Origin of the sequence: Mycolicibacterium sp. 624 (assembly GCF_040548615.1) — a bacterium.
GTDB lineage: Bacteria > Actinomycetota > Actinomycetes > Mycobacteriales > Mycobacteriaceae > Mycobacterium.
Genome location: NZ_JBEPRZ010000007.1, coordinates 318,879 through 345,769 on the forward strand (window position 1 = coordinate 318,879; position 26,891 = coordinate 345,769).

A 26,891-nucleotide genomic window follows, 5' to 3' on the forward strand; every position below is an offset into this window, starting at 1 on the left:
CCTCCTACTCGCCAGGCCGCTCATCGTCGTGTTCGTTCTCGGCATCCTGGGCGGCCTGCTGCGCCAGCCCGGTCGCCAACTGCACGGCCTGCTGCGCCAGCCCTGCGACGGCCTGCCCGGCCTGTGTGAGTGGTGCGACGGCGGCCTGACCGAGCTGCGAGGCCGACGACATCGCCTGCTGCGCCCCACCGCCGGACTGTGCCGTCGGATTGGCACCACCAGCACTGCTCGCGCCATCGCCCTGCCCGACCACGCCCTGAGCTGCGCCCGGGTCACTCGCTGCGCCAGCGCTCTGGCCACTCGCGGCGCCACTTCCGCCCGCCGACCCACCAGATCCCTGCATGGTCGAGCCGAGCGCCTCGGCGCCCGACTCGTCGGTCTTGGCGTACTCCCTGCCTGCGATCGTCAACAGCTCCGACATCCGCTGCAAGCCCTCCACGACCTGCTCCGCGCCGCCGTGCCACTGCTCCCACGCGGGCCCGTAGGCCGACGCGGCCCCGCCCTTCCACCCCGAACCCAGCAACTGCGTCGTCTCGTCGTCCACGCTCGACAACCCGTCCTGCAGCCGCTGTGCGGCGTCCTCCAGACGTGCTGATGCCGAGTTCAACTCCGAGACGACAACTTCGACCGACTGCCCCACCCGACAGACCTCCCAGTCCCTTGACGGTCAGCTGATCAGAGCCTATCGGCGGTGAAGGGGGGGTCGGATGCACCAGTTACGCTTCCCGGCGTGCTCATCGTGATCGAGGGCGTCGACGGTGCTGGCAAGCGCACGCTCACTGACGGGCTGCGCTCGAGCTTCGAGGCGGACGGCAAGACCGTCACGACGCTGGCGTTCCCGCGCTACAAGCAGTCGGTCCACGCCGACGTCGCCGCCGAGGCCCTGCACGGTCAGCACGGTGACCTGTCGGAGTCGGTGTACGCCATGGCGATGCTGTTCGCGCTCGACAGGGCCGACGCCCGCGACCAGATCGCACAGCTGCGCGCCGACTATGACGTCGTCATCCTCGACCGCTACGTGGCCTCCAATGCGGCCTACAGCGCGGCCCGGTTGCACCAGGGCGTCGACGGCGAGGTGGTCGAGTGGGTGCGCAATCTCGAGTTCGACAGGTTCGCGCTGCCGACGCCGGACTGGCAGGTGCTGCTTGCGGTGCCGACCGAGCTGGCCGCCCAACGAGCGGAGCGTCGGGCCGAGCTCGAGGCCGACCGGGCCCGTGACGCCTACGAGCGCGACGACGGTCTGCAGCGCCGCACCAACGAGGCGTACGCCGCGCTCGCCGAGGCTGGCTGGTGCGGTCGGTGGGCTGTCGCGGGCCCCGATACCACCCCCGCCGAACTCGCCCGGGAACTCGCGCGCTGATCAAACGGGCAAAACACCCGGTGTGGTAACCGAGGTTTATCGCGATCTGGTGACAACATGGACGCCATGAGGCAAAGGATTCTGGTCGTCGACGACGATCCATCGCTGGCCGAGATGCTGACGATCGTGCTGCGCGGTGAGGGATTCGACACCGCGGTCGTCGCCGACGGCACCCAGGCGCTCACCGCGGTACGTGAGTTGCGGCCGGATCTGGTGCTGCTGGACCTGATGCTGCCCGGCATGAACGGCATCGATGTGTGCCGCGTGCTGCGCGCCGACTCCGGTGTGCCGATCGTCATGCTGACGGCCAAGACCGACACCGTCGACGTCGTGCTGGGCCTGGAGTCCGGTGCCGATGACTACGTGATGAAGCCCTTCAAGCAGAAGGAGCTCGTCGCACGGGTGCGCGCACGGCTGCGCCGCAACGACGACGGTCCCGCCGAGATGCTGTCGATCGCCGATATCGACATCGACGTGCCCGCGCACAAGGTGACTCGGGCCGGTGAGCAGATCTCGCTCACCCCGCTGGAGTTCGACCTGTTGGTGGCGTTGGCGCGCAAACCACGGCAGGTGTTTACTCGGGATGTGCTGCTCGAACAGGTGTGGGGCTATCGTCACCCGGCTGACACGCGCCTGGTGAACGTGCATGTCCAGCGGCTGCGGGCCAAGGTCGAGCAGGATCCCGAGAACCCGCAGGTGGTGCTGACCGTTCGAGGAGTGGGATACAAGGCCGGACCCCCGTGATCTGGGGCTCGAGGCGGCGCATCCGCGGCCGTTGGGGGCCATCCGGCCCGCTTCTGCGCGGAATGGGTGCGCTGAGTCGGGCACTTGGATTCGCATGGCGCCGCTCGTTGCAACTCCGGGTGGTGACACTGACGCTCGGGCTGTCGCTGGCGGTCATCCTGGTGCTGGGTTTCGTGCTGACCAGTCAGATCACCGATCGCATCCTCGAGGTGAAGGTCCGCGCCGCGACCGAGGAGATCGATCGCGCCCGGACCACGGTGAGCGGGATCGTCGGTGGCGAGGAGGCCCGCTCGCTCGACAGCAGCCTGCAGTTGGCCCGCAACACGCTCATCGACCGCAAGGCCGACTCGGGTGCCGGTCTCGCCGGTGCCTTCGACGCCGTCCTGGTGGTGCCCGGCGACGGTCCCCGCGCGGCGACTGCCGCGGGACCCATCAGCCAGATACCCGAACCGCTGCGCGACTTCGTCAAGGCCGGCCAGGTCAGTTACCAGTACGCCACCGTGAGCGCCGACGGCTTCTCGGGTCCTGCCCTGATCGTCGGCAGCCCGACGTCGTCGTCGGTGACCAATCTCGAGCTGTACCTGATCTTCCCGTTGAACAACGAGGAGAACACCATCGCGTTGGTGCGCGGCACCATGGCCACCGGTGGCGTCGTGCTGCTGGGCCTGCTGGCCGCCATCGCCCTGCTGGTGGCCCGCCAGATCGTGCTGCCGGTGCGGTCGGCGTCGCGGATCGCCGAGCGGTTCGCCGAGGGGCACCTGACCGAGCGCATGCCAGTGCGCGGCGAGGACGACATGGCGCGATTGGCGGTGTCGTTCAACGATATGGCCGAGAGCCTGTCGCGGCAGATCACTCAGCTCGAGGAGTTCGGAAATCTGCAGCGACGCTTCACGTCTGACGTCAGCCACGAGTTGCGCACGCCGTTGACCACGGTGCGCATGGCCGCCGACCTGATCCACGATCACAGCGACGACCTCGAGCCCGCCCTGCGCCGCGCCACCGAGTTGATGGTCAGCGAGCTGGACCGATTCGAGACGCTGCTGGCCGATCTGCTCGAGATCTCGCGACACGACGCCGGTGTGGCCGAGCTGTCAGTCGAGTCCGAGGATCTGCGGTCGGTGGTGGAGAGCGCGCTGGACAACGTCGGCCATCTCGCCAAGGACGCCGACGTCGACCTCATCGTGGACCTGCCCGCCGAGGCGGTCATCGCCGAGGTCGACGCGCGCCGTGTGGAACGGATTCTGCGCAACCTCATCGCCAACGCCATCGATCACGCCGAGCGCAAGCCGGTGCGGATTCGGATGGTCGCCGACGAGGACACCGTCGCCGTCACGGTTCGCGACTACGGTGTCGGGCTGCGCCCGGGCGAGGAGAAGTTGGTGTTCAGCCGATTCTGGCGATCCGATCCGTCCCGGGTGCGCCGCTCCGGGGGCACCGGGCTGGGCCTGGCCATCAGCATCGAGGACGCCCGGCTGCACCAGGGCCGGCTTGAGGCGTGGGGCGAGCCCGGCAAGGGCGCATTGTTCCGGCTCACCCTTCCGCTGGTGCGCGGGCACAAGGTCACCACCAGCCCGCTTCCGCTCAAGCCCACGGGCCCGGACCGGCCACCGCGCCGACCGGCCCGGGAACACCAGGACGTGGGGGAGCGCACGTGACGCGGCTGCTGGCGGCGGTCCTCCTGCTGGCCACGACAATGCTCGCGGGCTGCGCTGGTGTGCCGAGTTCCTCTGCGCCGCAGGCGATCGGGACGGTCGACCGACCGGCCCCGCCGAGCCTGCCGACGCCCACCCCCGGCATGGACCCCGACGTCCTGCTGCGCGAATTCCTCAAGGCCACCGCGGATCCGGCGAATCGTCACCTGGCCGCGCGTCAGTTCCTCACCGAGTCGGCGTCGCAGTCCTGGGACGACGCGGGCAGCGCGCTGCTGATCGACCGCGTCGTGTTCGTCGAGACCCGCGGACCCGAGCGGGTGACGGTGACGATGCGCGCCGACATCCTCGGCTCCCTGTCGGACATGGGGGTTTTCGAGACCGGCGAGGGTGCGCTGCCCGACCCCGGCCCGATCGAGTTGATCAAGACGCCCGGCGGCTGGCGCATCGACCGGCTGCCCAACGGGGTCTTTCTGGACTGGCAGCAGTTCCAGTCGACCTACAAGCGCAACACCCTGTACTTCGTCGACCCGACCGGCAAGACCGTCGTGCCCGACCCGCGCTACGTCGCGGTGTCCGATCCCGACCAGTTGGCCACCGAGTTGGTGACCAAGCTGGTCTCCGGGCCCCGCCCGGAGATGGACAACACCGTTCGCAACCTGCTCGCCGCGCCGCTGCGACTGCGTGGTCCCGTCACCCGGGCCGACGGCGGCAAGACCGGCGTGGGCCGCGGCTACGGCGGCGCCAGGGTCGACCTGGAGAACCTCTCGACCACCGACCCGCACAGTAGGCAACTGCTTGCCGCCCAGGTGATCTGGACGCTGTCCCGGGCGGGCGTCAACGGGCCCTACGTCATCAACGCCGACGGTGCGGCGCTCGACGACCGGTTCGCGGAGGGCTGGAGCACCTCCGACGTGGCAGCCACCGACCCGGGCGCCGATCCGGGGGCCGCCGCCGGTCTGCACGCACTCGTGGGCGGCTCGCTGGTGTCACTCGACGGACAGCGGGCGCCACGAGTGCCCGGGTCGTTCGGCCAGATACCCGACCAGAAGGCTGCAGCACTGTCACGCAGCGGCCAGGAGGTCGCGTCGGTGGTGACGTTGCGGCCGGGCGCCCCCGACATGGTGTCGTCGCTCTGGGTCGGCGCGGTGGGATCCGATGCCGCCCAAGCCATCGACGGACGCATGCTGACGCGGCCCAGTTGGTCTCTCGACCTCGCGGTCTGGGTGGTCATCGACGGCGCCAACGTCGTGCGCGTCATCCAGGAGGCCGCCTCGGGTCAGCCCGCCCGCATTCCCGTGGACGCCGCCGCCGTCGCCACGCGCTTCCCCGGCCCGATCAACGAACTCCAGCTGTCGCGCGACGGCACCCGTGCGGCGATGGTGATTGAGGGCCAGGTGATTCTCGCCGGCGTCGAGCAGACCCAGGGCGGGCAGTACGCCCTGACCTATCCGCGGCGGCTGGGCTTCGGGCTCGGCACCACCGCGGTGTCGTTGGCCTGGCGCACCGGCGATGACATCGTCGTCAGCCGCACCGATCCCAAGCACCCGGTGTCCTACGTCAACCTCGACGGGGTGAACTCCGACGGCCCCAGCCGCAATCTGCTGGCCCCGGTGTCGACCGTGGCGGCCAACCCGTCGACGGTGTACGTCGCCGATCAGCGTGGTGTGCTTGCCCTTTCGGGTTCGGCAGCCGAGGGTGACCTGGCGTGGGCCGAGGTGCGGCCGCTGATGACGCCCGGCGCGATACCGGTCCTGCCGGGCTGACCTCGGCGCGGCGGGACTACCGGGCTTCTTGCGCGGCTCGCTGCCTGTCGACGAACTTGATCGACATCCGCTGCAGGAACCCCGGTGCGAAACGTGCCACCCGCCATGCGGTGCGGGCCTGCCGCGGCCACACCAGAAGCGCCTTGTTGCGCTCGATGGCCGTCAACGTGTCGCGCGCCAGATCGTCGGCCGAGGCGAATGTCGCGCTGCGCTGTCCCATCCGGTAGAAGTCGCGGCCCACGAACCCGCCGATCGCACCCTTGTCCAGGATCGGGGTCTCGACCGCGGTGGGGCAGATGGCGAGCACGCCGACGCCGCGGCCCGCCGCCTCCGACCGCAGGGCCAGCGACAGCCCCACGACGGCGTGCTTGCTCATGACGTAGCTGGTGATCTGACCGGCGGCGGCCAGGCCCGCCATCGAGGCGGTGTTGACGATGTGCCCGTGGCCCTGGGCGACCATCACCGGGTAGGCCGCCGCCACGCCGTGCACGACTCCGCGGATGTTCACATCGATGACGGCGTTCCACTGGTCCAGGGTCAGCAGCTCGGTGTCGCCGCCGAACGTGATCCCGGCATTGTTGAACATCAGGTCCAGCCGCCCCGCACGGCTCACCACCTCGTCGACGGCGGCCTGCACCGCGACCGGGTCCGTGACGTCCAGCCGCGCCGACCGGGCACCGAGCGCTTCAGCGGTGCGGGCGGCGGCGTCACCGTCGATATCGGTGCACACCACCTCCGCACCCGCACCGGCCAGCGCTCGGCACAGGGCCGCACCGATGCCGGATCCGGCGCCGGTGACGATGGCCTGTTTTGCTCCTCGCGTCCGCGCCGCCTGCCTGGCGTGAAACGAACGTTTCACGCCGTGCCCATCAACCGCTTCACGTGACCCATCACGTCGGGGTAGCGCTTCATGTGAGCGCCGCCGTTGATGTCGAGCACCTCGCCGGTGATCCAGGACGCCTTCTCCGAGCACAGGAAGACCACCGCGTCGGCGATGTCCTCCGGCTGGCCCGCCCGTCCCAGCACGGTGTTCTCGATGTACTCATCGACGACGCCGGGCACCATGGCGGCGCCCTCGGTCAGCGGGGTGTGCACGAATCCGGGCGCGATCGCGTTGACGCGAATCCCGCGCGCCGCCAGCTCCATCGCGGCCACCTGCGTCAGCATCGACAGCCCTGCCTTGGCCGCACAGTAGGCGCTCATACCGACCGCCGGCTGGCGGCCGTTGAGCGATGAGATCCACACCAGCGCACCGTTGTCGACCAGGTGCCGGCCCGCGTACTTGGCCACGATCAGCGATCCGGTCAGGCACACGTCGATAACCGACCGGAACTGGTCGACGGGCATGTCGACGATGAGGCTCACGTTGGAGAACCCTGCGGTGGTGACGACGACGTCGAGCGGTCCGGCCGCCTCGAACAGCGCGGCCACCGAGTCCTCGTCGGTGACGTCGACGGTGGCCGACGTGTGGGGGGCGCCGAGTTCCTCCACCCGCGCCGCGGCACCGTCGCCATTGAGGTCGGCCAACACGATCCGGTAGCCCTCGGCCGCCAGCGCCCTAGCCGACGCCCAACCGATGCCCGACGCGCCGCCGATGACTAGCGCGGTGCGCCCGCCGTTGTTCCCCACTGTGCCTCCATGTAGTCGATCTAAGGAATTCGCAACTGTAAGTCGTACAGCATCGCCTGCGGACCGGTTCTCGCCGATGGGTGTCAGACGCGGTCGCCACACTGCTCCCATGCTGGCCGACCTGGTCCTGCCCCTGGAGTGCGGCGGATGCGGCGCGCCGTCGACCCGGTGGTGTCGATCGTGTGCGCACACCATCGCGACCAGGGCCACCGAACCCGTCCTGATCACCCCACGACTGGACCCGGGCGTGCCGGTCTTCGCGCTCGGGCGCTACGCGGGCCCGCGGCGCCAGGCCATCCTGGCCGTCAAGGAGCACGGGCGCACCGACCTCCTCGGCCCGCTCGGCGACGCGCTGGGCGCCGGGTTGCGCAGGCTGCTCATCTGGGGCGTCGTATCCACGCCGCTGGTCGCGGTGCCCGCGCCCACCCGGGCGACTGCGGCTCGCCGGCGTGGCGGGGATCCGGTGGCCCGAATGGCGCGGGTCGCCGCCGCACCGGGTGTCACGATCGTCGACGCCCTGCGGATGCGGGCCTTCACCAAGGACTCGGTGGGCCTGTCCGCGGGTGCTCGGCAGCGCAACGTCGACGGTCGAATCCGGTTGCGAAAGTCGGCGCTGGGCGAGGGTTTGGGCGAGGTAGTGCTCGTCGATGACGTCGTCACCACGGGTGCCACCGTGACCGAGAGTGTCCGTGTCCTGCAAACGACCGGCGCGCGCGTCGTGGCTGTTCTCGCCATCGCCCATGCCTGAGTGTCGACCGTGCCGTCACGGCGGCGTCAAGCGCACGTGAAGAACTCGAAACAGGTATGCGAAATTTGTGGCACTCATGGGTGAACTCGGACTACCGTCGGTGCCAACCAACCGTGAGTGGTTCACGGCGGCGTTGAGCAGATACAGCGCCACATCGCGTACAGCGGTAGGAGGTGAGAATTCGACACCTTGCGCCGGTGGGCGACGACCTACTGAACCCGTCCGGCGCGTTTCCCGACTAGCCCACACGTCCTCATGCGTGCGATGCGAAGAGAAACGAGTTGCTAAGTATGTCAATACATTCCGTGCAATCCAGCCAATCGACGATGGTTGTCGACGATGACCCGCCTGTGGCAGCGCCCAGCGCTGAGGTCGTGGTCAAGGGACGCAACGTCGAGATACCCGACCACTTCCGCACCTATGTCGCCGAGAAGTTGGCACGACTCGAGCGCTTCGATCGCACCATCTACCTGTTTGACGTCGAACTCGACCACGAGCGCAACCGGCGTCAGCGGAAGAATTGCCAGCACGTGGAGGTCACCGCCCGGGGCAGAGGTCCTGTGGTTCGGGGCGAGGCATGTGCGGACAGCTTCTACGCTGCGCTTGAGGCAGCGGTCTCCAAACTCGAGAACCGACTTCGTCGCAGCAAGGACCGGCGCAAGATCCACTACGGCGACAAGACGCCGGTCTCGGTCGCGGAGGCGACCAAGATCATCGCGCCGGAGGCCTTCCTTCCCCCGGAGTCCAGCGAGCCGTCAAGTGAGCGCGACGGTGCCGCCGTCGACCACGAACCCGGCCACATCGTGCGGACCAAGGAGCACCCGGCCAAGCCCATGAGCGTGGATGACGCGCTCTACGAGATGGAACTCGTCGGACACGACTTCTTCCTGTTCCACGACGAGCAGAGTGACAAGCCCACGGTGGTGTACCGCCGCCACGCCTACGACTATGGGCTGATCCGCCTGTCCTGATCCCGACCAGACACAAAGGTCCCCGGCACTCAGGTGTCGCGGGACTTTTGTGTCTGGTCGCGCGGTGAATCCGCCGACGGCGGCGAGTCACCTACGATGGATGGCGTTTGACGAAACACGTGGTCCATTGTGGAGGCCGCCGAACCCGCAGGGGATATTGCTGTGCTGACGAAGTTGCTCCGAATCGGCGAAGGCCGCATGGTCAAGCGTCTCAAGAAGGTCGCCGACTACGTCAATTCGTTGTCCGATGACATTGAGAAGCTGACTGACGCGGAGCTGCAGGCCAAGACCGCCGAGTTCAAGAAGCGCATCGCCGACGGCGCGGAGCTCGATGAGCTGCTGCCCGAGGCCTTCGCGGTTGCCCGTGAGGCGGCGTGGCGCGTGCTGGGCCAGCGCCCATTCGACGTGCAGGTCATGGGTGCTGCCGCGCTGCACTACGGCAACGTGTCGGAGATGAAGACCGGTGAGGGCAAGACCCTGACCTCTGTGCTGCCCGCCTACCTCAACGCACTGGGCGGCAAGGGCGTGCACATCGTGACCGTCAACGACTACCTGGCCAAGCGCGACCGCGAGATGATGGGCCGTGTTCACCGGTTCCTCGGGCTCGAGGTCGGCGTGATCCTGTCGCAGATGACACCCGACGAGCGGCGCGCCGCCTACGCCGCCGACATCACCTACGGCACCAACAACGAGTTCGGCTTCGACTACCTGCGCGACAACATGGCGCACTCCGTCGAGGACATGGTGCAGCGCGGCCACAACTTCGCCGTCGTCGACGAGGTCGACTCGATCCTCATCGACGAGGCCCGCACCCCGCTGATCATCTCCGGTCCCGCCGACGGTGCGTCGAACTGGTACCTCGAGTTCGCGCGGCTGGCTCCGCTGATGGAGAAGGACACGCACTACGAGGTCGACATCCGCAAGCGCACCATTGGCGTGCACGAGGCGGGTGTGGAGTTCGTCGAGGATCAGCTCGGCATCGAGAACCTCTACGAGGCCGCCAACTCGCCGCTGGTGAGCTACCTCAACAACGCCATCAAGGCCAAGGAACTCTTCTCCCGCGACAAGGACTACATCGTCCGCAACGGTGAGGTCATCATCGTCGACGAGTTCACCGGTCGCGTGCTGGTGGGGCGCCGCTACAACGAGGGCATGCACCAGGCGATCGAGGCCAAGGAGCACGTCGAGATCAAGGCCGAGAACCAGACGCTGGCCACGATCACGCTGCAGAACTACTTCCGTCTCTACGACCGGCTCTCGGGCATGACCGGCACCGCCCAGACGGAGGCGGCGGAACTGCACGAGATCTACGGCCTGGGCGTGGTGTCGATTCCCACCAACAAGCCGATGATCCGCGCCGACCAGTCCGACCTCATCTACAAGACCGAGGAAGCCAAGTACATCGCCGTCGTCGACGATGTGAGCGAGCGCTACGAGAAGGGCCAGCCGGTCCTGATCGGCACCACCAGCGTGGAGCGCTCGGAGTACCTGTCCAAGCAGTTCACCAAGCGGCGCATCCCGCACAACGTCCTCAACGCGAAGTTCCACGAGCAGGAGGCCGGGATCATCGCCGAGGCCGGCCGGCGCGCCGCGATCACCGTGGCGACCAATATGGCGGGTCGCGGTACCGACATCGTGCTCGGCGGCAACCCCGACTTCCTGGCCGACAAGCGGCTCCGCGATCGTGGCCTCGACCCCGTCGAGACCCCCGAGGACTACGAGGCTGCCTGGGACGAGGCGCTGAAGCAGGTCAAGGCCGAGGTCGAGCGGGAGGCCGAGGAGGTCATCGAAGCCGGTGGCCTCTACGTGCTGGGCACCGAACGCCACGAGTCGCGGCGCATCGACAACCAGTTGCGCGGCCGCTCCGGACGCCAGGGCGATCCGGGCGAGTCGCGGTTCTACCTGTCCCTGGGTGACGAACTCATGCGGCGCTTCAACGGCGCGACGCTGGAGTCGCTGCTGACGCGGCTGAACCTGCCCGAGGACGTGCCGATCGAGGCGAAGATGGTGACCCGCGCGATCAAGAGCGCGCAGACCCAGGTCGAGCAGCAGAACTTCGAGATCCGCAAGCAGGTCCTCAAGTACGACGAGGTGATGAACCAGCAGCGCAAGGTCGTCTATGCCGAGCGCCGGTTGATCCTCGAGGGTGAGGACGTGCAGGAGCAGGCCCACCGGATGCTCGTCGACGTCATCACCGCCTACGTCGACGGCGCCACCGCGGAGGGGTACTCGGAGGACTGGGACCTCGAGGCGTTGTGGACAGCGCTGAAGATGCTCTACCCGGTGGGCATCGACCACCACGATCTGATCGACTCCGGCGCCGTCGGCGAACCCGGTGAGCTGACCCGCGAGGAGCTGCTGGACGCGCTCGTCAAGGATGCCGAACGCGCCTACGCGGTGCGCGAGGCGCAGTTGGTCGAGATCGGCGGCGAGACCGCGATGCGCTACCTCGAGCGCAGCGTGCTGCTGAGCACCATCGACCGCAAGTGGCGCGAGCACCTCTACGAGATGGACTATCTCAAGGAGGGCATCGGGCTGCGCGCGATGGCCCAGCGCGACCCGTTGGTCGAGTACCAGCGTGAGGGCTACGACATGTTCATGGCCATGCTCGACGGCCTCAAGGAGGAGTCGGTCGGCCTGCTGTTCAACGCCCAGGTGCAGCCCGGCGTCGGCGAACCGGCCAACCAGGTCGCGCCCGTCGCGCCACCGCCGAACCTCGCCCAGTTCGCGGCCGAGGCCGCGGCCAAGGCGCAGGAGTCCGCTGGCGGAGGCGTGGCCACCAAGGAGGCGCCACCTGCCTTGCGCGTCAAGGGGATCGACGATGGCGACTCGCGCCCCATGACCTACGTTGGCCCGTCCGAGGACGGTTCGGCCGAGGTCCAGCGCCGGGGCGGCGGCAAGCACGCGGCTCCCGAGGGCACCACTCGGCGCGAGCGTCGCGAAGCTGCTCGCAAGCAGGGTCGCGGTGGCCCCAAGGCCCGCCGGGGCTGACTCAGCCAACTTGAAGCGCCACGACGACCCACCGGCCGCCGACCACCTCGACACGACCGGCGATGGCCCGTACCCGGTCCCCGCGCGTGTAGGTGGCGAACACCTCGGCCGCAGTCGTCTCACCGTCGGCGACGGCCACTGCCTGTAACCGAACTCGCCGCAGCACGGCAGCACCGTCGACCGGGCGGGTGCGGGTCAGCAGCGCCACGGTGTCGACCAGCGACGGCGTGAGCACCGTACGCAGCTGAGTGACGGGCCGGCGCCGGTCGGCCACCTCAAGGACCCGGCGAAGTGCACCAGCGGCGAAAACCGCAGCCGCCCTGGGCGGCCCGATGTCGGGCGCGGGCACAGGTGCTGGCCGCAAGTGTCGTGGCGTGCGTCGGTGCAGAGCGGCCGGCGACGGCGGGGGACAGGCGCCTGGCACCACCGGCGGTGGCTCATAGTCGATGACGGGCGACGTCAACGGTGTGCGTCGGGTCGGGATGCGCGATGTGGTCACGGCAGCTCTCCAGCAGTCGGTGCAACAGGGACGGCATCTGCTGGAGAGTCGCAGATACCCTTATGATCCCACGATTGACAGGCACGCCGACGCGCCTTTGTACTGCGCACAGGGGGATTCGGCCGCTACCGTTGCGATGGTTCGTCCGATCCGTTCGTGCGAGACAGACATGGGGAGGTCGGCGCTGCCAATGGTGACCAGGTTGTCGGCCTCCGATGCGTCGTTCTACCAATTGGAGAACACGTCGACGCCCATGTACGTCGGGACGCTCTCGATCCTGCGCAAGCCCCGCAACGGGCTGAGCTACGAGACGCTGCTCGAGACCGTCGAGAAGCGCCTGCCGCAGATCCCCCGCTACCGGCAGAAGGTGCGCGAGGTGTCGCTCGGCCTGGCGCGGCCGGTCTGGGTCGACGACCGCGAGTTCGACATCACCTATCACATCCGACGGTCGGCGCTGCCGACTCCGGGCAGCGATGCGCAGTTGCACGAACTCATCGCCCGGCTGGCGTCACGGCAGCTCGACAAGTCCCGACCGCTTTGGGAGATGTACCTCGTCGAGGGGCTGACCAAGAACCGCCTCGCGATCTACACCAAGACCCATCAGTCGCTCGTCAACGGCATGACGGCACTCGAGATCGGCCACGTCATCGCCGATCGCACCCAGAGGCCGCCGGAGTTCGGCGAGGACATCTGGATTCCGGGGCGTGAACCGGGCGACACGCAGTTGCTCCTCGGTGCGGTCGGGGAGTGGATCACCCGGCCGACCGCTCAGATGGCCGCGGTGCGCTCCGCGGTCACCGACGTCGTCACCAATACCGGGGCGCTGGTTCAGGCGGGTCGGCGATTCGCCGACGTGGCGCGCACATTCGCCCGCGGTACCGCACCGAACAGCCCGTTGAACGCCACCGTCTCACGCAACCGCCGCTACACCGTGGCCAGCCACCAGCTCGAGGACTATCGCCAACTACGGGCGCGCTACGACTGCGATGTCAACGACGTCGTGCTCGCCGTCGTGGCGGGTGCACTGCGCAGCTGGCTGATGTCGCGGGGCGAGCCCGTGACATCGGCGCTGACGGTCCGTGCCATGGCGCCGACCTCGGTGTACCCCGACGCCGAGATCGACGCGGTCGGGCCAGGTCAGGCCATCAGCGAGGTGGCGCCATTCCTGGTGGACCTGCCGGTCGGCGAGGGTAACGCGGTGGTGCGGCTTTCGCAGATCTCCCATGCCACCGAATCGCACTCGACGGCCGCCAGCCTGGTGGACGCGAGGACCATCGTCACGCTCTCGGGATTCGCCCCGCCGACGTTGCACGCCATGGGAATTCGGGTTGCCACAAGTTTCTCGGCCCGCCAGTTCAACCTGTTGATCACCAATGTGCCCGGTGCGCAGAAACAGATGTATGTCGCGGGCACCAAACTGCTGGAGACCTACGCCGTGCCGCCGCTGCTGCACAATCAGGGACTGGCGATCGGCGTGACGTCGTATAACGGCATGCTCTACTTCGGCATCAACGCCGACCGCGACGCGATGAGCGACGTCGACGTTCTCCCGGATCTGCTGCGCGAGTCACTCGACGAATTGCTGGAGTCATCGCGATGACATAAGCCCGTTGTGTTCAACTGGCTTAGTGGCTACTGAAAAGAACGCCCCGAAATCCGCAGACAATCCCATCGCAGCGAGTATGAAGTCAGCGACTGGTGAGACGATCCCGCACCCGATTCTCGACATCGAGGTCGACGAGGAGGCGCAGAACCGGCGCCGCGGCGTCGACTGGGTGGTATTCGGTGTCACCGCGGTCCTTGCCGTCGGGTTCCTGGTGTGGGGCGGGATCAGCACGGCATCGCTGGCCTCGGCATCGGGTGGCGCGCTGGACTGGGTGATGAACAACATCGGCTGGCTGTTCGTCCTGACCGCATCCGGTTTCGTGCTGTTCGTGCTGTGGCTGGCGCTCAGCCGGTTCGGCAACATTCCGCTGGGCCGCGACGACGAGGAGCCGGAGTTCCGGACGGTGTCGTGGATCGCCATGATGTTCAGCGCGGGTATGGGCATTGGCCTGATGTTCTACGGCGTTGCCGAGCCGCTGACGCACTACGTCACCCCGCCGCCGGGCACCGGAGCGCCCGGAAACGAGGACGCCGCGCAGACGGCGATGGCCACCACCCTGTTCCACTGGACGTTGCACCCGTGGGCGATCTACGCCGTCGTCGGGCTCGCGATCTCCTACGGCGTCTACCGCAAGGGCCGCCTTCAGCTGATCAGCGCGGCCTTCGAGCCACTGCTGGGACCCCGCGTCAACGGTGGGTGGGGCAAGGTCATCGACATGCTGGCGATCTTCGCCACGCTGTTCGGCTCGGCGGCGTCGCTGGGGCTGGGCGCGCTGCAGATCAGCAGTGGTCTGCAGATCGTCGGCGGCATCGGCGAGACCGGCAACGCCGTCCTCATCGGAATCATCGCCATCCTCACCGCGGCGTTCGTGTTGTCGGCGGTGTCGGGCGTGGCCAAGGGAATCCAGTGGCTGTCCAACATCAACATGGTGCTGGCGCTGACGCTGGCACTCTTCGTTTTCGTCGTCGGTCCGACGGTGTTCATCCTCAACCTGATTCCCACGTCGGTGGGCAGCTACTTCCAAGACCTCGCGATGATGTCGGCCCGCACCGGCGCCGAGGGTGGCGACGTCGACACCTGGCTGCAGAGCTGGACGATCTTCTACTGGGCCTGGTGGCTGTCGTGGACGCCATTCGTCGGCATGTTCATCGCCCGGATCTCCCGCGGCCGCACCATCCGTCAGTTCGTCGCCGGCGTGCTCCTGGTCCCGAGCGTGGTGTCACTGATCTGGTTCTGCGTCTTCGGCGGAGCGGCGATTCGCGAGCAGCAGTCCGGTGTTGACCTGGCCGGTCAGGGCACCATCGAGGGTCAGTTGTTCGCTCTGCTGGAGCAGTATCCGCTGGCCACCGTCACCAGCGTCCTGGTGATGGTCCTGGTGGCGATCTTCTTCGTGTCCGGTGCGGACGCGGCGTCGATAGTGATGGGTTCACTCTCAGAGCGTGGCTCCATCGAACCGTCGCGTCGCACCGTGGTGTTCTGGGGTGTGGCCACCGGCGCGGTGGCCGCGGTCATGCTGCTGGTCGGCGGCTCCGACGCACTCAACGGCCTGCAGACCATCACCATCATCGCGGCGGTGCCGTTCGTGTTGGTGATGGTGGGTCTGGCAGCTGCGCTGGTGAAGGACCTGCGGGTCGACCCGCTGATGGTGCGCAGGCGCTACGCGTCGGAGGCCGTCGACAGTGCGGTCGTCGCGGGTGTCATCGAGCACGGCGACGACTTCCGCATCGCGGTCGAGAAGGACCCAGGCGACCACTGAACTCGTGTGAGCGGGCCGGCACGTCTACCCTCACGAGGTGCGCGTCTACATTCCGGTGACTCTGGCCATGCTGCAGGGACTGGTCGCAGACGGGACGTTGCACGCGCGCAGCGGGACGGCCTTCGCGGTGACCCCGACGCTGCGGGAGTCCTACGCCGAGGGTGACGACGACGAACTCGCCGAGGTCGCGCTGCGCGAGGCGGCTCTGGCGTCGTTGCGTCTGCTCGCCATCGAGGGCACCGAGTCGGGGTTCCCGGTGCGTCGCGCGGTGCTCGTCGCCGACGTCGCCGATGCCACCGACCGGCCCGATCTCGATGACGCGGTGGTTCGGCTGGCCGGTCCGGTGAGCATGTCCGATGTCGTGGCGGCCTATGTCGACAACTCGACGGCGGAGCCGGCGGTCGCTGAGGCGGTCGAGGTCATTGACGACGCGGATCTGGGCGACGAGGATGCTGAGCTGACTGTCGGGGATGCGCAGGACCATGACCTGGCCTGGTACGCCACCCAGGAGCTGGCATTCCTGCTCGAATTGCTCTGACACCTAGCTACGGGACCGTAAGTTACGGTACCGTAGGTTAACCGTGCGGGAGCCGAGGATCTGGTCCAGGAACTCCGCACATCGCAATCGTGAGCATGGAGCCGAAATGGCCAAGAACACCATCAAGATTTCGGCCAATGTGGTCGACACCGCCCGTCCCAGCGTGGCCGGCGCGAAGGAGCGGCCGGGATGGCACGCTCTGCGGACCATCGCCGCGCGCATCACCACGCCGCTGCTTCCCGATGACTACCTCAAACTCGCCAACCCGTTGTGGTCGGCGCGGGAGCTGCGTGGTCGCGTCCTCGAGGTGCGCCGCGAGACCGTCGACTCCGCGACGCTCGTCATCAAGCCGGGGTGGGGTTTCTCCTTCAACTACGAACCGGGCCAGTACGTCGGCATCGGCGTGCTTGTCGACGGACGCTGGCGGTGGAGGTCCTACTCGCTGACCTCCAGCCCCGTGCACGGAGCCGACCCGGCAGCGGCATCCAAGTGGGGTGGGCGCACCATCACCATCACGGTCAAGGCCATGCCGGAGGGCTTCCTGTCGACTCATCTGGTCGGCGGGGTTGAGCCCGGCACGGTCGTGCGGCTGGCCGCCCCGCAGGGCAACTTCGTCATGCCCGATCCCGCACCGGCATCGGTGCTGTTCCTCACCGCAGGGTCTGGCATCACACCGGTGATGTCGATGCTGCGGACCCTCGCCAAGCGGAATCAGCTCGGCGATATCGTCCACGTGCACTCGGCGCCAACGGAATCCGACGTGATGTTCGGTGCCGAGCTGGCCGCGCTGCACGATGCGCACCCGGGCTACCGGCTGCAGGTCCGCACGACGCGGACTGAGGGCCGGCTGGATCTGTCCAAGCTCGACGACGTGGTGCCTGACTGGCGGCAGCGCCAGACCTGGGCGTGCGGCCCGGAGGCGATGTTGAACGACGCCTCGCAGACGTGGGCCGCCGAGGGTGTCGAGGTGAACCTGCACCTCGAGCGGTTCGCCGCTTCGAGGGCGGCCGCACACGGCGCGGGCGGTGTGGTCACATTCGAGCGCAGCGGCAAGACCGTCAGCGTCGACGGGGCGACATCGCTGATGGACGCCGGCGAGGACGCTGGGATCCGGATGCCGTTCGGCTGCCGCATGGGGATCTGCCAGTCGTGTGTCGTGAGCCTGGTCGACGGACACGTCCGCGACCTTCGCACCGGTGCCGAGCACGAACCCGGCACCCGGGTGCAGACCTGTGTTTCCGCAGCTTCTGGGGATTGCACGCTGGATGTCTAGGATTTACTGGCTAGTAACCTACGGGGCCGTAGGTTACGCTATCGTAGGTAATTGGAAGGAGGTGCCGAATGGCAATCACTGATGTGCCGGAATTTACGCATCTGACCGACGCTGACATTGAGAGTCTTGGTGTCGAGCTCGACGCGATCCGCCAAGACATTGAGGACTCCCGCGGTGAGCGGGACTCGCGCTACATTCGCCGCACCATCGCCGCCCAGCGGGCGCTGGAGGTCGCGGGCCGGCTGACGCTCGCCGCGAGTTCGAAGCGCTCGGCGTGGTGGGCGGGGACTGTGACCCTGGGCGTGGCCAAGATCATCGAGAACATGGAGATCGGCCACAACGTCATGCACGGCCAGTGGGATTGGATGAACGATCCCGAGATCCACTCCTCGACGTGGGAGTGGGACATGAGTGGGGCCTCCAAGCACTGGCGGTTCACTCACAACTTCATGCATCACAAGTACACGAACATCCTCGGGATGGACGACGACGTGGGCTACGGAGTCATCCGGGTCACGCGCGATCAGCGGTGGAAGCCGTTCAATCTCTACGGCAACCTGCTGTTCAACACGCTGCTCGCCATCGGGTTCGAATGGGGAGTCGGGTTGCAGCACTTGGAACTCGGCAAGATCTCCAAGGGCCGAGACGATCGCAAGGCCACGCTCAAGCGCGTGCAGGAGTTCGGTGTCAAGGCCGGCCAGCAGGTCGCCAAGGACTACGTGTTCTATCCGGCGCTGACCTCGTTGTCGCCGGGCGCCACGTTCAAGTCCACGTTGACGGCCAACGCGGTCGCCAACGTGATCCGCAACGTGTGGGCGAACGCCGTGATCTTCTGTGGTCACTTCCCCGATGGCGCAGACAAGTTCACCAAGACCGACATGGTGGGCGAGTCCAAGGGGCAGTGGTACCTGCGGCAGATGCTCGGCAGTGCCAACTTCGACGGCGGTCCTGCGCTGCGCTTCATGAGTGGCAACCTGAGCAATCAGATCGAGCATCACCTGTATCCGGACCTGCCCAGCAATCGGCTGCACGAGATCTCCATCCGAGTGCGCGAAGTGTGCGACAAGTACGACTTGCCCTACACCACAGGACCTTTCCTGGTTCAGTATGCAAAGACTTGGCGCACCATCGCCAAGCTCTCGTTGCCGGACAGGTTCCTGCGGGACACCGCCGACGATGCGCCGGAGACCCGCAGCGAGCGGATGTTCGCCGTGCTGGAGCCGGTGGACAACGGGCAGCGGCGTGGGCTCAAGTCGGCGATCGCGGCAGTGCGCGCGCGTCGCCGGGGCAAGCGGTCCGCGCAGCAGGGTCCGCACGTGGCTGCCTAGTCACCCAGGACACGATTCACCCTCGAGACTGCGGGGAGATCGCGATTCTCAACGAATCGACGATCTCCCCGCAGTTTCGTTTCTGGGGGAATTCCCAGCATTCCCACGCAAAGGGTCCAGTGCGCTTTCAGGCACCAGTTCTACGTTTGGCCGATGAACAGGACTGGCGTCCTCGCGCTGAGCGCGCTGTGCGCATCGTTGGTGTCGATGGCGACGTTCGGAGCCGGCACCGCGTACGCGGACGACTACGCGGGACAGAAGTACAGTGACGTGTCGGCGGCGCTCAGCAAGGCGGGGCAGACCGGCGTGATCGCGACGCGCTCCGGTGACGAGCTAGCCGACAGTGACTGTGTTGTCACGCATTCCGAGAAGGCGGCGTGGCTCAAGGGCGATTCCTTCGCACCCGTCACGGGCACGGTCCTGCTGTTCTTGAACTGCAACGCCGATGTCGCGAGTGCGACCAAATCCGGAAACTCGGCCGCGTCACCGGAGGGCCGCGCGGCAATCGCCAAGGCCAAGCAGGACGCCGCTGCCGCTGCGGCGAAGCAGAAGGCCGCGACCGCCAAGTCCTGACCCCAGTGTCCGAACCCGCTCGGATCAGTCCGCGATGTAGTCGAAGGTGTCCGGGTTCGGGCCCTGACGCCCCTTCTCACCCCGGTCCAGCATGGTGATCGCGTGCGCGTCATCGGGGCTCAGCTCGAAGTCGAACAGGTCGAAGTTCTCCTTGATGCGTTGCGCAGAAACCGATTTCGGGAACACCACGTCACCCCGCTCGATATGCCAGCGAAGCACCACCTGCGCCGGTGTCTTACCGGTCGCCTTGGCGATCCCATCGACCACCGGGTCGTCGAGGACCTTGCCCCGCGCGATCGGCGACCAGGCCTCGGTGATGATGTTGTGCGACGCGCCGTAGCGGCGCACCTCGGCATTGCCGAAGTACGGGTGCAGTTCGATCTGGTTGACCACCGGCACGGTGTCGGTCTCCCTGGCGAGGCGTTCCAGGTGCGCGGTCTGGAAGTTCGACACCCCGATGCTGCGGGCCCGGCCGTCACGCTTGAACTCCTCGAGCGTGCGCCAGGTGGAGACGAAATCGCCGCCGTACCGGGTGGGCAGTGGCCAGTGAATCAGGAACAGGTCGACGTAGTCGGATCCGAGCGCTGCCAACGTGGCGTCGAATGCGCGGCGAGCGGCGTCGGGCTCGTGGGATCCGTTGTTGAGCTTGCTGGTGACGAATACGTCTCCGCGGGCGAGGCCTGCGTCGCGGATGCCCTGGCCGACACCGGCTTCGTTGCCGTACATCTGGGCGGTGTCGACGTGCCGGTACCCGACCTCCAGCGCCGTCCGCACCAGGCCGGCGGTCGCGTCGGGCTCGATCTGGTAGACGCCGAATCCGAGCTGGGGGATGTTGGCGCCGTCGTTGAGTTCAATCATTCCTACGTTGCTCACACGTCCAGCCTGCCCCATCGCACGCGACTACAAAACGGGTCAGTCCGGTTTCCTGGCGTTCAGGTGGTCCACTCAGGCGTCCGCAGCACGGCAAGCAGCCGTCGCGCGGCGATCACGCGGTCTGCGGCGGGTCCGGTGAGCGCGTCCAGTGCACACTCCGGGTCGGCGGGCGGGCCGGCGTGCCCGCATCCGCGCGGGCAGTTCTCGATGGCCTCGGCCAGGTCGGAGAACGCCAGCATGACATCGTCGGGCTTGACGTGGGCCAGGCCGAAAGACCGCACGCCCGGGGTGTCCACCACCCAGCCCGACGGCGGCAACGGCAGCGCCACCGACTGCGTGGAGGTGTGCTTGCCCTTGCCGACGCCGGACACCACACCAACGGCGCGGCCCGCCCCGGGGATCAGGCGATTCACCAGCGTCGACTTGCCGACACCGGAGTGGCCGAGGAACACGGTGACCTTCCCGGCGAGCAGCTCCGCGACATTGTCGATCCCGTCACCGTGCCCCGTCGTGACCACGGTCAGGTCCAGGCCCCGAAACTGTGCCGCGAAGGGCTCCGGGTCGGTCAGGTCGCTCTTGGTGAGGCACAGCACGGGTGTCAGGCCTCCGGCGTAGGCCGCGATGAGGGAGCGCTCGACGAAGCCCGTCCGCGGGGGAGGGTCGACGAGCGCCACGACGATGAGCAGCTGATCGGCGTTGGCCACGACGACGCGCTCGGTGGGATCGGTGTCATCGGCGGTGCGGCGCAACACAGTTCGCCGTTCCCCGCGCCGCACGATGCGCGCCAGGGTGTCGGGCCGCCCCGACAGGTCCCCGACGATGTCGACCTCGTCCCCGACGACTATTGGCGTACGCCCGAGCTCGCGGGCCCGCATCGTGGTGACGACGTGCTCGGGGTCGCCGCCGAGCGCGCACCCCCAGCGGCCGCGGTCGACAGTGACCACCATCGCCGCTTCGGCGTCGGCGTGATCGGGTCGGGTCTTGGTGCGCGGCCGTGAGCCCCGTCCCGAGCGCACCCGGACGTCTGACTCGTCGTAGTCGCGGCCTCTCAAGGAGTCTCGCGAATCTGGCCGGTCAACATGTCCGCCCACATTCGGGGGAAGTCGGGCAGTGTCTTGGCGGTGGTGGCGATGTCCTCGACCTCGACGCCGGGCGTGCGCAGCCCGACAATGGCGCCTGCGGTAGCCATCCGGTGGTCGGCGTAGGAGCGCCACACGCCGCCGTGCATCGGCCGGGACACGATCGCCAACCCGTCGTCGGTCTCCTTGCAGTGACCGCCTAGGCGGTTGATCTCGGCCGTGAGCGCCGCCAGCCGATCGGTCTCGTGGCCGCGCAGGTGCGCGATGCCGCGCAATCGTGACTCCGATCCCGGGGTGGCCAAGGTGGCGATGGCCGCAACCGAGGGCGCCAGTTCGCCGACCTCGTGCAGGTCGGCGTCGAAGCCGCCGATGACGTCGGGGCCCGTCACCTCGAGATGGGCATCCGTGCGGCGCACGGTCGAACCGATCTTCTCGAGCAGCTCGATGATGGCCGCCGCGGGCTGCACGCTGACACTGGGCCAGCCCGTCACCCGCACCGCGCCACCGGTCACCATCGCGGCGGCCAAGAACGGTATTGCGTTGGACAGGTCTGGCTCAATGGCCCAGTGCCGTGCGGCGATCGGGCCGGGCGCGACACGCCATCGGTTGCCCTGGCTGTCGTCCACATCGACACCCGCGGCGCGCAGCATCGACACCGTCATCGCGACGTGCGGTGCGGAGGGCACTCGGTCGCCGGTGTGCACCACGGTCAGTCCGTCGGTGAACGTGGCACCAGAGAGCAGCAGACCCGACACGAACTGTGACGACGCGGACGCGTCGATCTCCACGGTGCCGCCCGGTACGACCCCGGTGCCGCGTACGGCGAACGGCAGAGCGTCGCCGTCGAGTTCGACGCCCAGCAGGCGCAGCGCGTCCAGCAGGGGAGCGATGGGCCGGGAGCGGGCCTGCTCGTCACCGTCGAAGGTGACGTCGCCAGACCCGAGTGCGGCGAGAGGGGGGACGAAGCGCAGCACCGTGCCGGCCAGGCCGCAGTCGATCTGTGCACCCGAAGGCGGGCTGATGGTGCCGCTCACCGTCAAATCGGCGCCGGGACCGTCGACGCTCACCCCGAGCGCGCGCAGGGCCCCGATCATCAGGTCGGTGTCCCGACTGCGCAGTGCGCCGGCGATGGTCGAGGTGCCCTGGGGGGTGGCCAGAGCGGCGAGTACCAGCGCGCGGTTGGTCTGGGATTTCGATCCCGGCACGGTCACTGTCGCCCGCACAGGGGCCGGGACGGTCGGTGCAGGCCAGTTCGTCACGGTGACCATCCTGCCCTGTCGGCGTTCTCTGCCACCATGGGATACATGTGTGGGCGATTCGCAGTGACGACCGACCCGGCGTTGCTTGCCGAGAAGATCAAGGCGATCGATGAGGCGACGGCGGCGGCCAACGAGAAGAGCAAGGACAAGAGCGGCGACACCAGCGCCAACTCCAGTGCCAACTACAACGTGGCTCCCACGACGACCATCAGCACCGTGGTCAAACGCCACACCGACCCCGACGACGAGTCGACGCGGCGTATCCGGCTGATGCGGTGGGGCCTCATCCCGCCGTGGGCCAAGACCGCCGACGACGGCGGCCCCGACACCAAGGGCCCACTGCTGATCAATGCCCGATCGGAGAAGATCACCACGTCACCGGCGTTTCGCACGTCGGCGAAGTCCAAGCGCTGTCTGGTGCCCATGGACGGCTGGTATGAGTGGCGGCCCAACGGGGAGTCAACCGCGAGGAAGAAGGCGGCGAAGACGCCGTTCTACATGTACGCCGGCGACGGTGAGCCGTTGTTCATGGCGGGGCTGTGGACCACGTGGCGACCCAAGGACGCGCCGAGGGACGCCGCGCCCCTGCTGAGCTGCACCATCATCACCACCGATGCCGCGGGACCGCTGGCCGACATCCACGATCGCATGCCGCTGACCATCAGCGAGGCCGACTGGGACCGCTGGCTGGACCCTGATTCGCCCGTCGACGAGGGCCTGTTGCGCGGTCACGGCGACCTCGACCGGATCGAGATTCGTGAGGTGTCGCGGCTGGTCAACAGCGTCCGCAACAACGGTCCGGAACTGATCGAGCCCGCCGAGCCGGAGCAGCCGACGCTGCTCTAAGGCGCCGCGAACAGTTTCTGCATCTTCGCGGAGATCCACTCGCCAGCGATCACCGTGTTCAGCTGCTGCTCGTCGCGCCGCTGTCCGGGCGGCGTCATCGGTTCGACGACGGCATCGTGGTTGGGTTGGTAGAAGAACGGGATGGACAGCCGGGATGAGGTGTCTCCGGGCTGGGGGTTGATCACCTGATGCATGGTCGACACCCACTGCCCACCGGTCCACAGGGCCATCAGGTCGCCGATGTTGACCACGAAGCTGCCCCGGATGGCGGGGACGTCACGCCACTCGCCGGTGGGCAGTCGAACCTGCAGGCCGCCGAGGTCGTCCTCCTGGTACAGGACGGTCAGCCCGCCGAAGTCGGTGTGCGGCCCGCGTCGCATCTGGCCCGTGTGTGGGGCCGTGACCTGGGGGTAGTAGTAGTTGGCGGTGAGCGAGGACACGTGGCGGTCGAACTTGTCCTCGAAGAACCCCTCGTCGCACCCGAGCGCGATGGCGAACAGGCGTGTCAGGTTGGCAGACAGCTCGGTCATCATGTTCGTGTACTCGTGCCAGGTGTCTTTGAAGTCCGCGGGTTCGGAGGGCCAGATGTTCGCGAGTTTCCAAGAGGCCCAGTAGTTTCCGAGTTCGGCGCGTCGCTGTTCGCTGAGGTCTCCGGTGACGTGTGTGCTGAACCCCTCGCACAGGTCTGGCGGACTCTGTTGGTCGATGCTCTGCGCCGTCGTGCCACTGAAGCGCCGGAACCCGGACACTCCCGGGCGGTTGGCGACGAGGTCCTTCGCGGCGTCGTCGAGAGTGAAGAACGCGTTCGTCGTGGCGTACATCTGATCGACTAGTTCGGTCGGTACGCCGTGGCCGACCACGATGAAGAATCCGGAGTTCTCACACGCCTGGCCGATCGCGCTGGCCAGGGCCCGGCGGTCGGTGCCGCGCTGACCGACCGATAGATCGATGACGGGTACGAAACCGTCGACCATGGTGACTGCCTGCCCTTTGTCCATCTCGAGTCCTGCTCCTCTGCGCTTGTCAGCGATCCTATCGAACGCTGTACCAGCCATCGAACGATGTTCGATAACTAGATCAACGTACTACACTTCACCTGCCGGTCGCGGGGATCGACGCTTGATGAGGTGGTGCGCAGCTAATGGCCGAGGACGACCCAGGGAGCGACACCGAAGTCCGCAGCGTCTGGTTGCGGCGTCGCCGCACGGCGCGGGGCGAGCAGCCGCTCACGCTTCCCCGCATCGTGGAAGCAGCCGTCGACCTACTCGACGACGAGGGGATCGACCGGCTCACCATGCGTCGGCTCGCCGAGCGACTCCAGGCCGGCGCGCCATCGCTGTACTGGCATGTTGACACGAAGGACGACGTCATCGACCTAGCGGTGGACGCGATCTTCGGTACGGCGTCACCAGCCGGGGCCGGGGGCGGGAGATCCTGGCGCGACGAGGTCACCGAGGTGCTCACCGGCTGGCGGGCCGCATTGCTTCGCCATCCGTGGGCTGCGGCGTTGCCGGCCCGGCAGCGGCCGACGATCGGCCCGAACTTCCTCGCCGGGATGGAGGCCCTGCAGGCGGCATTGACGCGAGCGGGATTTGAGGGACGCGGTTTATCGGCCGCGACCTGGGTGCTCTACAACCACGTCATGGGATCCGCGGCGTCTCAGTCAGCGCTGCGGATCTCGCCCGAGGAGCGGCGGGTGGGGCAGGAGCAACTGCTCGCCCAGCGTGACCGCTACCCGACACTCGCAGGCAACGGCTACCTCTACGACGACGATTTTGACGGCAGCTACCGGACCGGTCTGGACTACCTTCTCGACGGGCTCGAGGCGCAGCTCGACCGGTAGCAGCGGTGCTCGGCTATGGACCGGTGTAACCGGGAGGGTTGGGCGTATCCACCCACAGGTCGACGCCGAGGTCGGAGCCAGGCACGCAGTCGTACACCGACAGGTCGGTGACGCCGGAGTCCAGCAGCACGTCCTCGCACAGCAGGCTCTGGCCGGTGTACTCGCGGGCCGGCCTGGTGATGACGGCGTACGCCGCATCGGAGTACACCTCTGGCTTGCGAGCCCGGGCCATCGCCTCGTCGCCGCCGAGTAGGTTCTGCACGGCCGCGGTGGCCACCAGAGTGCGGGGCCACAGGGTGTTCGACGCGATGCCTGCCTCCCGCATCTCCTCGGCAATTCCCAAGGCGCACAGGGTCATCCCGAACTTGGCCATCATGTAGGCCGTCGGTTTGAGCCATTCGGATTCCAGCCGCAGCGGCGGCGAGAGCGTCAGGATGTGTGGATTGTCCCGACCCTTCATATGAGGGATGCAGGCCTGCGACACGGCGTACGTGCCGCGGACCTGGATGCCGTTCATCAGGTCGAATCGCTTGAGCGGTACCTCGTCGATCGAGCCGAGGTTGATCGCCGAGGCGTTGTTGACGCAGATGTCGATACCGCCGAACTGCGCGACGGCCTGGGCCACCGCATCGGCCACCGAGTCGCCGTCGCGCACGTCGCCCACGATCGGCAGCGCCTGGCCGCCGGCCTGCTCGATCTCCTTGGCGGCCGTGTAGACGGTGCCCTCCAGCTTGGGGTGTGGTTCGGCAGTCTTGGCGATCAGCGCGATGTTGGCACCGTCGGCCGCGGCACGCTTGGCGATCGCCAAGCCGATTCCCCGGCTGGCGCCGGAGATGAACATGGTCTTCCCAGAGAGCGACATGAGCTCACCCTAGAACTATCCGGATGCTCGAATGTCGGCGATCGCGGCATCGGTGAGGCCAACGAGATCCTGCGGCGCGAGCGCGACGTCCCAGCCCCGCTTACCCGCACTGCACAGCACGCGGTCCCACTGCAGCGCCGACGCGTCGATCACGGTGGGTAGCGGTTTGCGCTGGCCCAGCGGTGAAATACCGCCGACGACGTATCCGCTGGACCGCTGTGCGGCGGCGGGTTGCGCCATCGTCGCCCTGGGTGCCCCGAGCGCGGCCGCGGCGGCCTTGAGCGACAGCTTCGCCGGTACGGGCAACACCGCCACCGCCAGCCCGGTCGGCAGCTCGATGATCAGCGTCTTGAGGATCTGATCGGCCGACACCCCGGCCATCGTCGCCAGTTCGGCGACCGCCTCGTCGCCGAACGACGTACTCCTCGGGTCGTGCTGGTATCGCAGCACCTCATGCGCGGCACCCGCCGCGACCAGTGCCGAGATCGCCGGCGTCGCTGCCCGTGCCACGTCGTACACCCTAATCGGGGCGTGGGAACAAGCACCCCGGCACCTGCTGTTATCTCGATGTGGCCGACACAGTCCGGCACGCCCTCGGATCCAGGCCCTAGGATCGACGGAAGGAGCCAAACGTGGCCATTGCTTGCCTCGAACGACCGGTGGGGATGGTTGAGCTGTTCGGTGCCGCGAGAGAAGGG

25 protein-coding genes are annotated in these 26,891 nt (G+C 67.7%); 15 read left to right on the forward strand and 10 right to left on the reverse strand.

From position 1 onward, the window contains the following. Positions 1-4 precede the first annotated feature (4 nt). Positions 5-640, reverse strand: coding sequence for a WXG100 family type VII secretion target (locus ABIA65_RS26330; protein ID WP_354525384.1), 636 nt, complete (start codon positions 638-640; stop codon positions 5-7). Positions 641-730: 90 nt separating this feature from the next. Between ABIA65_RS26330 and ABIA65_RS26335 the strand changes: the two genes are divergently transcribed. From ABIA65_RS26335 to lpqB, 4 genes are read left to right on the forward strand one after another with little or no spacing between them, the layout of a single operon-like run. Continuing rightward, positions 731-1,360 carry a dTMP kinase gene (locus tag ABIA65_RS26335; RefSeq protein WP_241400414.1) on the forward strand — a complete coding sequence of 210 codons (630 nt, stop codon included), beginning with the start codon at positions 731-733 and terminating at the stop codon, positions 1,358-1,360. Positions 1,361-1,417: 57 nt separating this feature from the next. Then, positions 1,418-2,104 carry a two-component system response regulator MtrA gene (gene mtrA / locus ABIA65_RS26340; protein ID WP_241400413.1) on the forward strand — a complete coding sequence of 229 codons (687 nt, stop codon included), beginning with the start codon at positions 1,418-1,420 and terminating at the stop codon, positions 2,102-2,104. Next, positions 2,101-3,759, forward strand: coding sequence for an MtrAB system histidine kinase MtrB (mtrB, locus tag ABIA65_RS26345; protein ID WP_241400412.1), 1,659 nt, complete (start codon positions 2,101-2,103; stop codon positions 3,757-3,759). Before mtrA ends, mtrB begins: the two co-directional genes overlap by 4 nt. Further along, positions 3,756-5,519, forward strand: coding sequence for an MtrAB system accessory lipoprotein LpqB (lpqB, locus tag ABIA65_RS26350; protein WP_354525385.1), 1,764 nt, complete (start codon positions 3,756-3,758; stop codon positions 5,517-5,519). The genes mtrB and lpqB overlap by 4 nt, the downstream gene beginning before the upstream one ends. Before the next feature lie 16 nt (positions 5,520-5,535). Here the strand turns inward: lpqB and ABIA65_RS26355 are convergent, their stop codons facing one another. Together ABIA65_RS26355 and ABIA65_RS26360 are read right to left on the reverse strand one after the other, a co-directional pair. Next, positions 5,536-6,378 (reverse strand): SDR family NAD(P)-dependent oxidoreductase, encoded by an 843-nt coding sequence (locus tag ABIA65_RS26355; RefSeq protein ID WP_241400411.1) that lies wholly within the window; start codon positions 6,376-6,378, stop codon positions 5,536-5,538. Continuing rightward, complete coding sequence (locus ABIA65_RS26360; protein WP_354525386.1) at positions 6,375-7,148, reverse strand: SDR family NAD(P)-dependent oxidoreductase; 774 nt, start codon at positions 7,146-7,148, stop codon at positions 6,375-6,377. Before ABIA65_RS26360 ends, ABIA65_RS26355 begins: the two co-directional genes overlap by 4 nt. A gap of 112 nt (positions 7,149-7,260) precedes the next feature. Between ABIA65_RS26360 and ABIA65_RS26365 the strand changes: the two genes are divergently transcribed. The 3 genes from ABIA65_RS26365 (at position 7,261) to secA (ending at position 11,858) form a co-directional block, all read left to right on the forward strand. Beyond that, positions 7,261-7,896, forward strand: a complete 636-nt coding sequence (locus tag ABIA65_RS26365) for a ComF family protein (RefSeq protein ID WP_354525431.1) — start codon at positions 7,261-7,263, stop codon at positions 7,894-7,896. Positions 7,897-8,186: 290 nt separating this feature from the next. Then, positions 8,187-8,867: a ribosome hibernation-promoting factor, HPF/YfiA family gene (hpf, locus tag ABIA65_RS26370; RefSeq protein ID WP_241400409.1), complete on the forward strand. Its 681-nt coding sequence runs from the start codon at positions 8,187-8,189 to the stop codon at positions 8,865-8,867. A 162-nt stretch (positions 8,868-9,029) separates the two neighbouring features. Further along, positions 9,030-11,858: a preprotein translocase subunit SecA gene (secA, locus tag ABIA65_RS26375; RefSeq protein WP_241400408.1), complete on the forward strand. Its 2,829-nt coding sequence runs from the start codon at positions 9,030-9,032 to the stop codon at positions 11,856-11,858. 1 nt (position 11,859) lies between these two features. Here the strand turns inward: secA and ABIA65_RS26380 are convergent, their stop codons facing one another. Further along, positions 11,860-12,357, reverse strand: a complete 498-nt coding sequence (locus ABIA65_RS26380) for an Rv3235 family protein (RefSeq protein ID WP_241400407.1) — start codon at positions 12,355-12,357, stop codon at positions 11,860-11,862. Between the two features lie 190 nt (positions 12,358-12,547). Here ABIA65_RS26380 and ABIA65_RS26385 point away from each other — a divergent pair, with 190 nt between their 5' ends. The 6 genes from ABIA65_RS26385 (at position 12,548) to ABIA65_RS26410 (ending at position 19,431) form a co-directional block, all read left to right on the forward strand. Beyond that, on the forward strand, positions 12,548-13,957 hold the full coding sequence (locus ABIA65_RS26385) for a WS/DGAT/MGAT family O-acyltransferase (protein ID WP_354525387.1): 1,410 nt from the start codon (positions 12,548-12,550) through the stop codon (positions 13,955-13,957). An 82-nt stretch (positions 13,958-14,039) separates the two neighbouring features. Next, positions 14,040-15,719: a BCCT family transporter gene (locus ABIA65_RS26390; RefSeq protein WP_354525388.1), complete on the forward strand. Its 1,680-nt coding sequence runs from the start codon at positions 14,040-14,042 to the stop codon at positions 15,717-15,719. 37 nt (positions 15,720-15,756) lie between these two features. Beyond that, positions 15,757-16,257, forward strand: a complete 501-nt coding sequence (locus tag ABIA65_RS26395; protein WP_502919619.1) for a DUF6912 family protein — start codon at positions 15,757-15,759, stop codon at positions 16,255-16,257. Between the two features lie 106 nt (positions 16,258-16,363). After that, the gene (locus ABIA65_RS26400) at positions 16,364-17,530 is read left to right on the forward strand and encodes a ferredoxin reductase (protein WP_354525389.1); all 1,167 of its coding nucleotides are present in this window, start codon (positions 16,364-16,366) and stop codon (positions 17,528-17,530) included. A gap of 68 nt (positions 17,531-17,598) precedes the next feature. Next, positions 17,599-18,858, forward strand: coding sequence for a fatty acid desaturase family protein (locus ABIA65_RS26405; RefSeq protein ID WP_354525390.1), 1,260 nt, complete (start codon positions 17,599-17,601; stop codon positions 18,856-18,858). Positions 18,859-19,011: 153 nt separating this feature from the next. Beyond that, complete coding sequence (locus tag ABIA65_RS26410; RefSeq protein WP_241400402.1) at positions 19,012-19,431, forward strand: hypothetical protein; 420 nt, start codon at positions 19,012-19,014, stop codon at positions 19,429-19,431. 24 nt (positions 19,432-19,455) lie between these two features. On the opposite strand, the gene ABIA65_RS26415 is transcribed toward ABIA65_RS26410, so the two are convergent. Genes ABIA65_RS26415 through aroA form a run of 3 tightly spaced genes read right to left on the reverse strand, consistent with a single transcriptional unit; the run spans position 19,456 to position 22,651 of the window. Beyond that, positions 19,456-20,304 (reverse strand): aldo/keto reductase, encoded by an 849-nt coding sequence (locus ABIA65_RS26415; protein WP_241400401.1) that lies wholly within the window; start codon positions 20,302-20,304, stop codon positions 19,456-19,458. Positions 20,305-20,363: 59 nt separating this feature from the next. Continuing rightward, positions 20,364-21,356, reverse strand: coding sequence for a ribosome small subunit-dependent GTPase A (rsgA, locus tag ABIA65_RS26420; protein WP_241400400.1), 993 nt, complete (start codon positions 21,354-21,356; stop codon positions 20,364-20,366). After that, on the reverse strand, positions 21,353-22,651 hold the full coding sequence (gene aroA / locus ABIA65_RS26425; RefSeq protein WP_354525391.1) for a 3-phosphoshikimate 1-carboxyvinyltransferase: 1,299 nt from the start codon (positions 22,649-22,651) through the stop codon (positions 21,353-21,355). Before aroA ends, rsgA begins: the two co-directional genes overlap by 4 nt. Positions 22,652-22,687: 36 nt before the next feature. Between aroA and ABIA65_RS26430 the strand changes: the two genes are divergently transcribed. Next, positions 22,688-23,488 carry an SOS response-associated peptidase gene (locus ABIA65_RS26430; RefSeq protein ID WP_354525392.1) on the forward strand — a complete coding sequence of 267 codons (801 nt, stop codon included), beginning with the start codon at positions 22,688-22,690 and terminating at the stop codon, positions 23,486-23,488. On the opposite strand, the gene ABIA65_RS26435 is transcribed toward ABIA65_RS26430, so the two are convergent. Continuing rightward, positions 23,485-24,486 (reverse strand): isopenicillin N synthase family dioxygenase, encoded by a 1,002-nt coding sequence (locus tag ABIA65_RS26435; RefSeq protein WP_354525393.1) that lies wholly within the window; start codon positions 24,484-24,486, stop codon positions 23,485-23,487. The two genes, ABIA65_RS26430 and ABIA65_RS26435, sit on opposite strands and share 4 nt — an antisense overlap. 143 nt (positions 24,487-24,629) lie before the next feature. Here ABIA65_RS26435 and ABIA65_RS26440 point away from each other — a divergent pair, with 143 nt between their 5' ends. Further along, on the forward strand, positions 24,630-25,331 hold the full coding sequence (locus ABIA65_RS26440) for a TetR/AcrR family transcriptional regulator C-terminal domain-containing protein (protein ID WP_354525394.1): 702 nt from the start codon (positions 24,630-24,632) through the stop codon (positions 25,329-25,331). A 13-nt stretch (positions 25,332-25,344) separates the two neighbouring features. Here ABIA65_RS26440 and ABIA65_RS26445 read toward each other — a convergent pair whose 3' ends face one another. Beyond that, positions 25,345-26,193, reverse strand: coding sequence for an SDR family oxidoreductase (locus ABIA65_RS26445; protein ID WP_241400395.1), 849 nt, complete (start codon positions 26,191-26,193; stop codon positions 25,345-25,347). A 15-nt stretch (positions 26,194-26,208) separates the two neighbouring features. Further along, on the reverse strand, positions 26,209-26,703 hold the full coding sequence (locus ABIA65_RS26450) for an aminoacyl-tRNA deacylase (protein ID WP_241400394.1): 495 nt from the start codon (positions 26,701-26,703) through the stop codon (positions 26,209-26,211). Between the last annotated feature and the right edge of the window lie 188 nt (positions 26,704-26,891).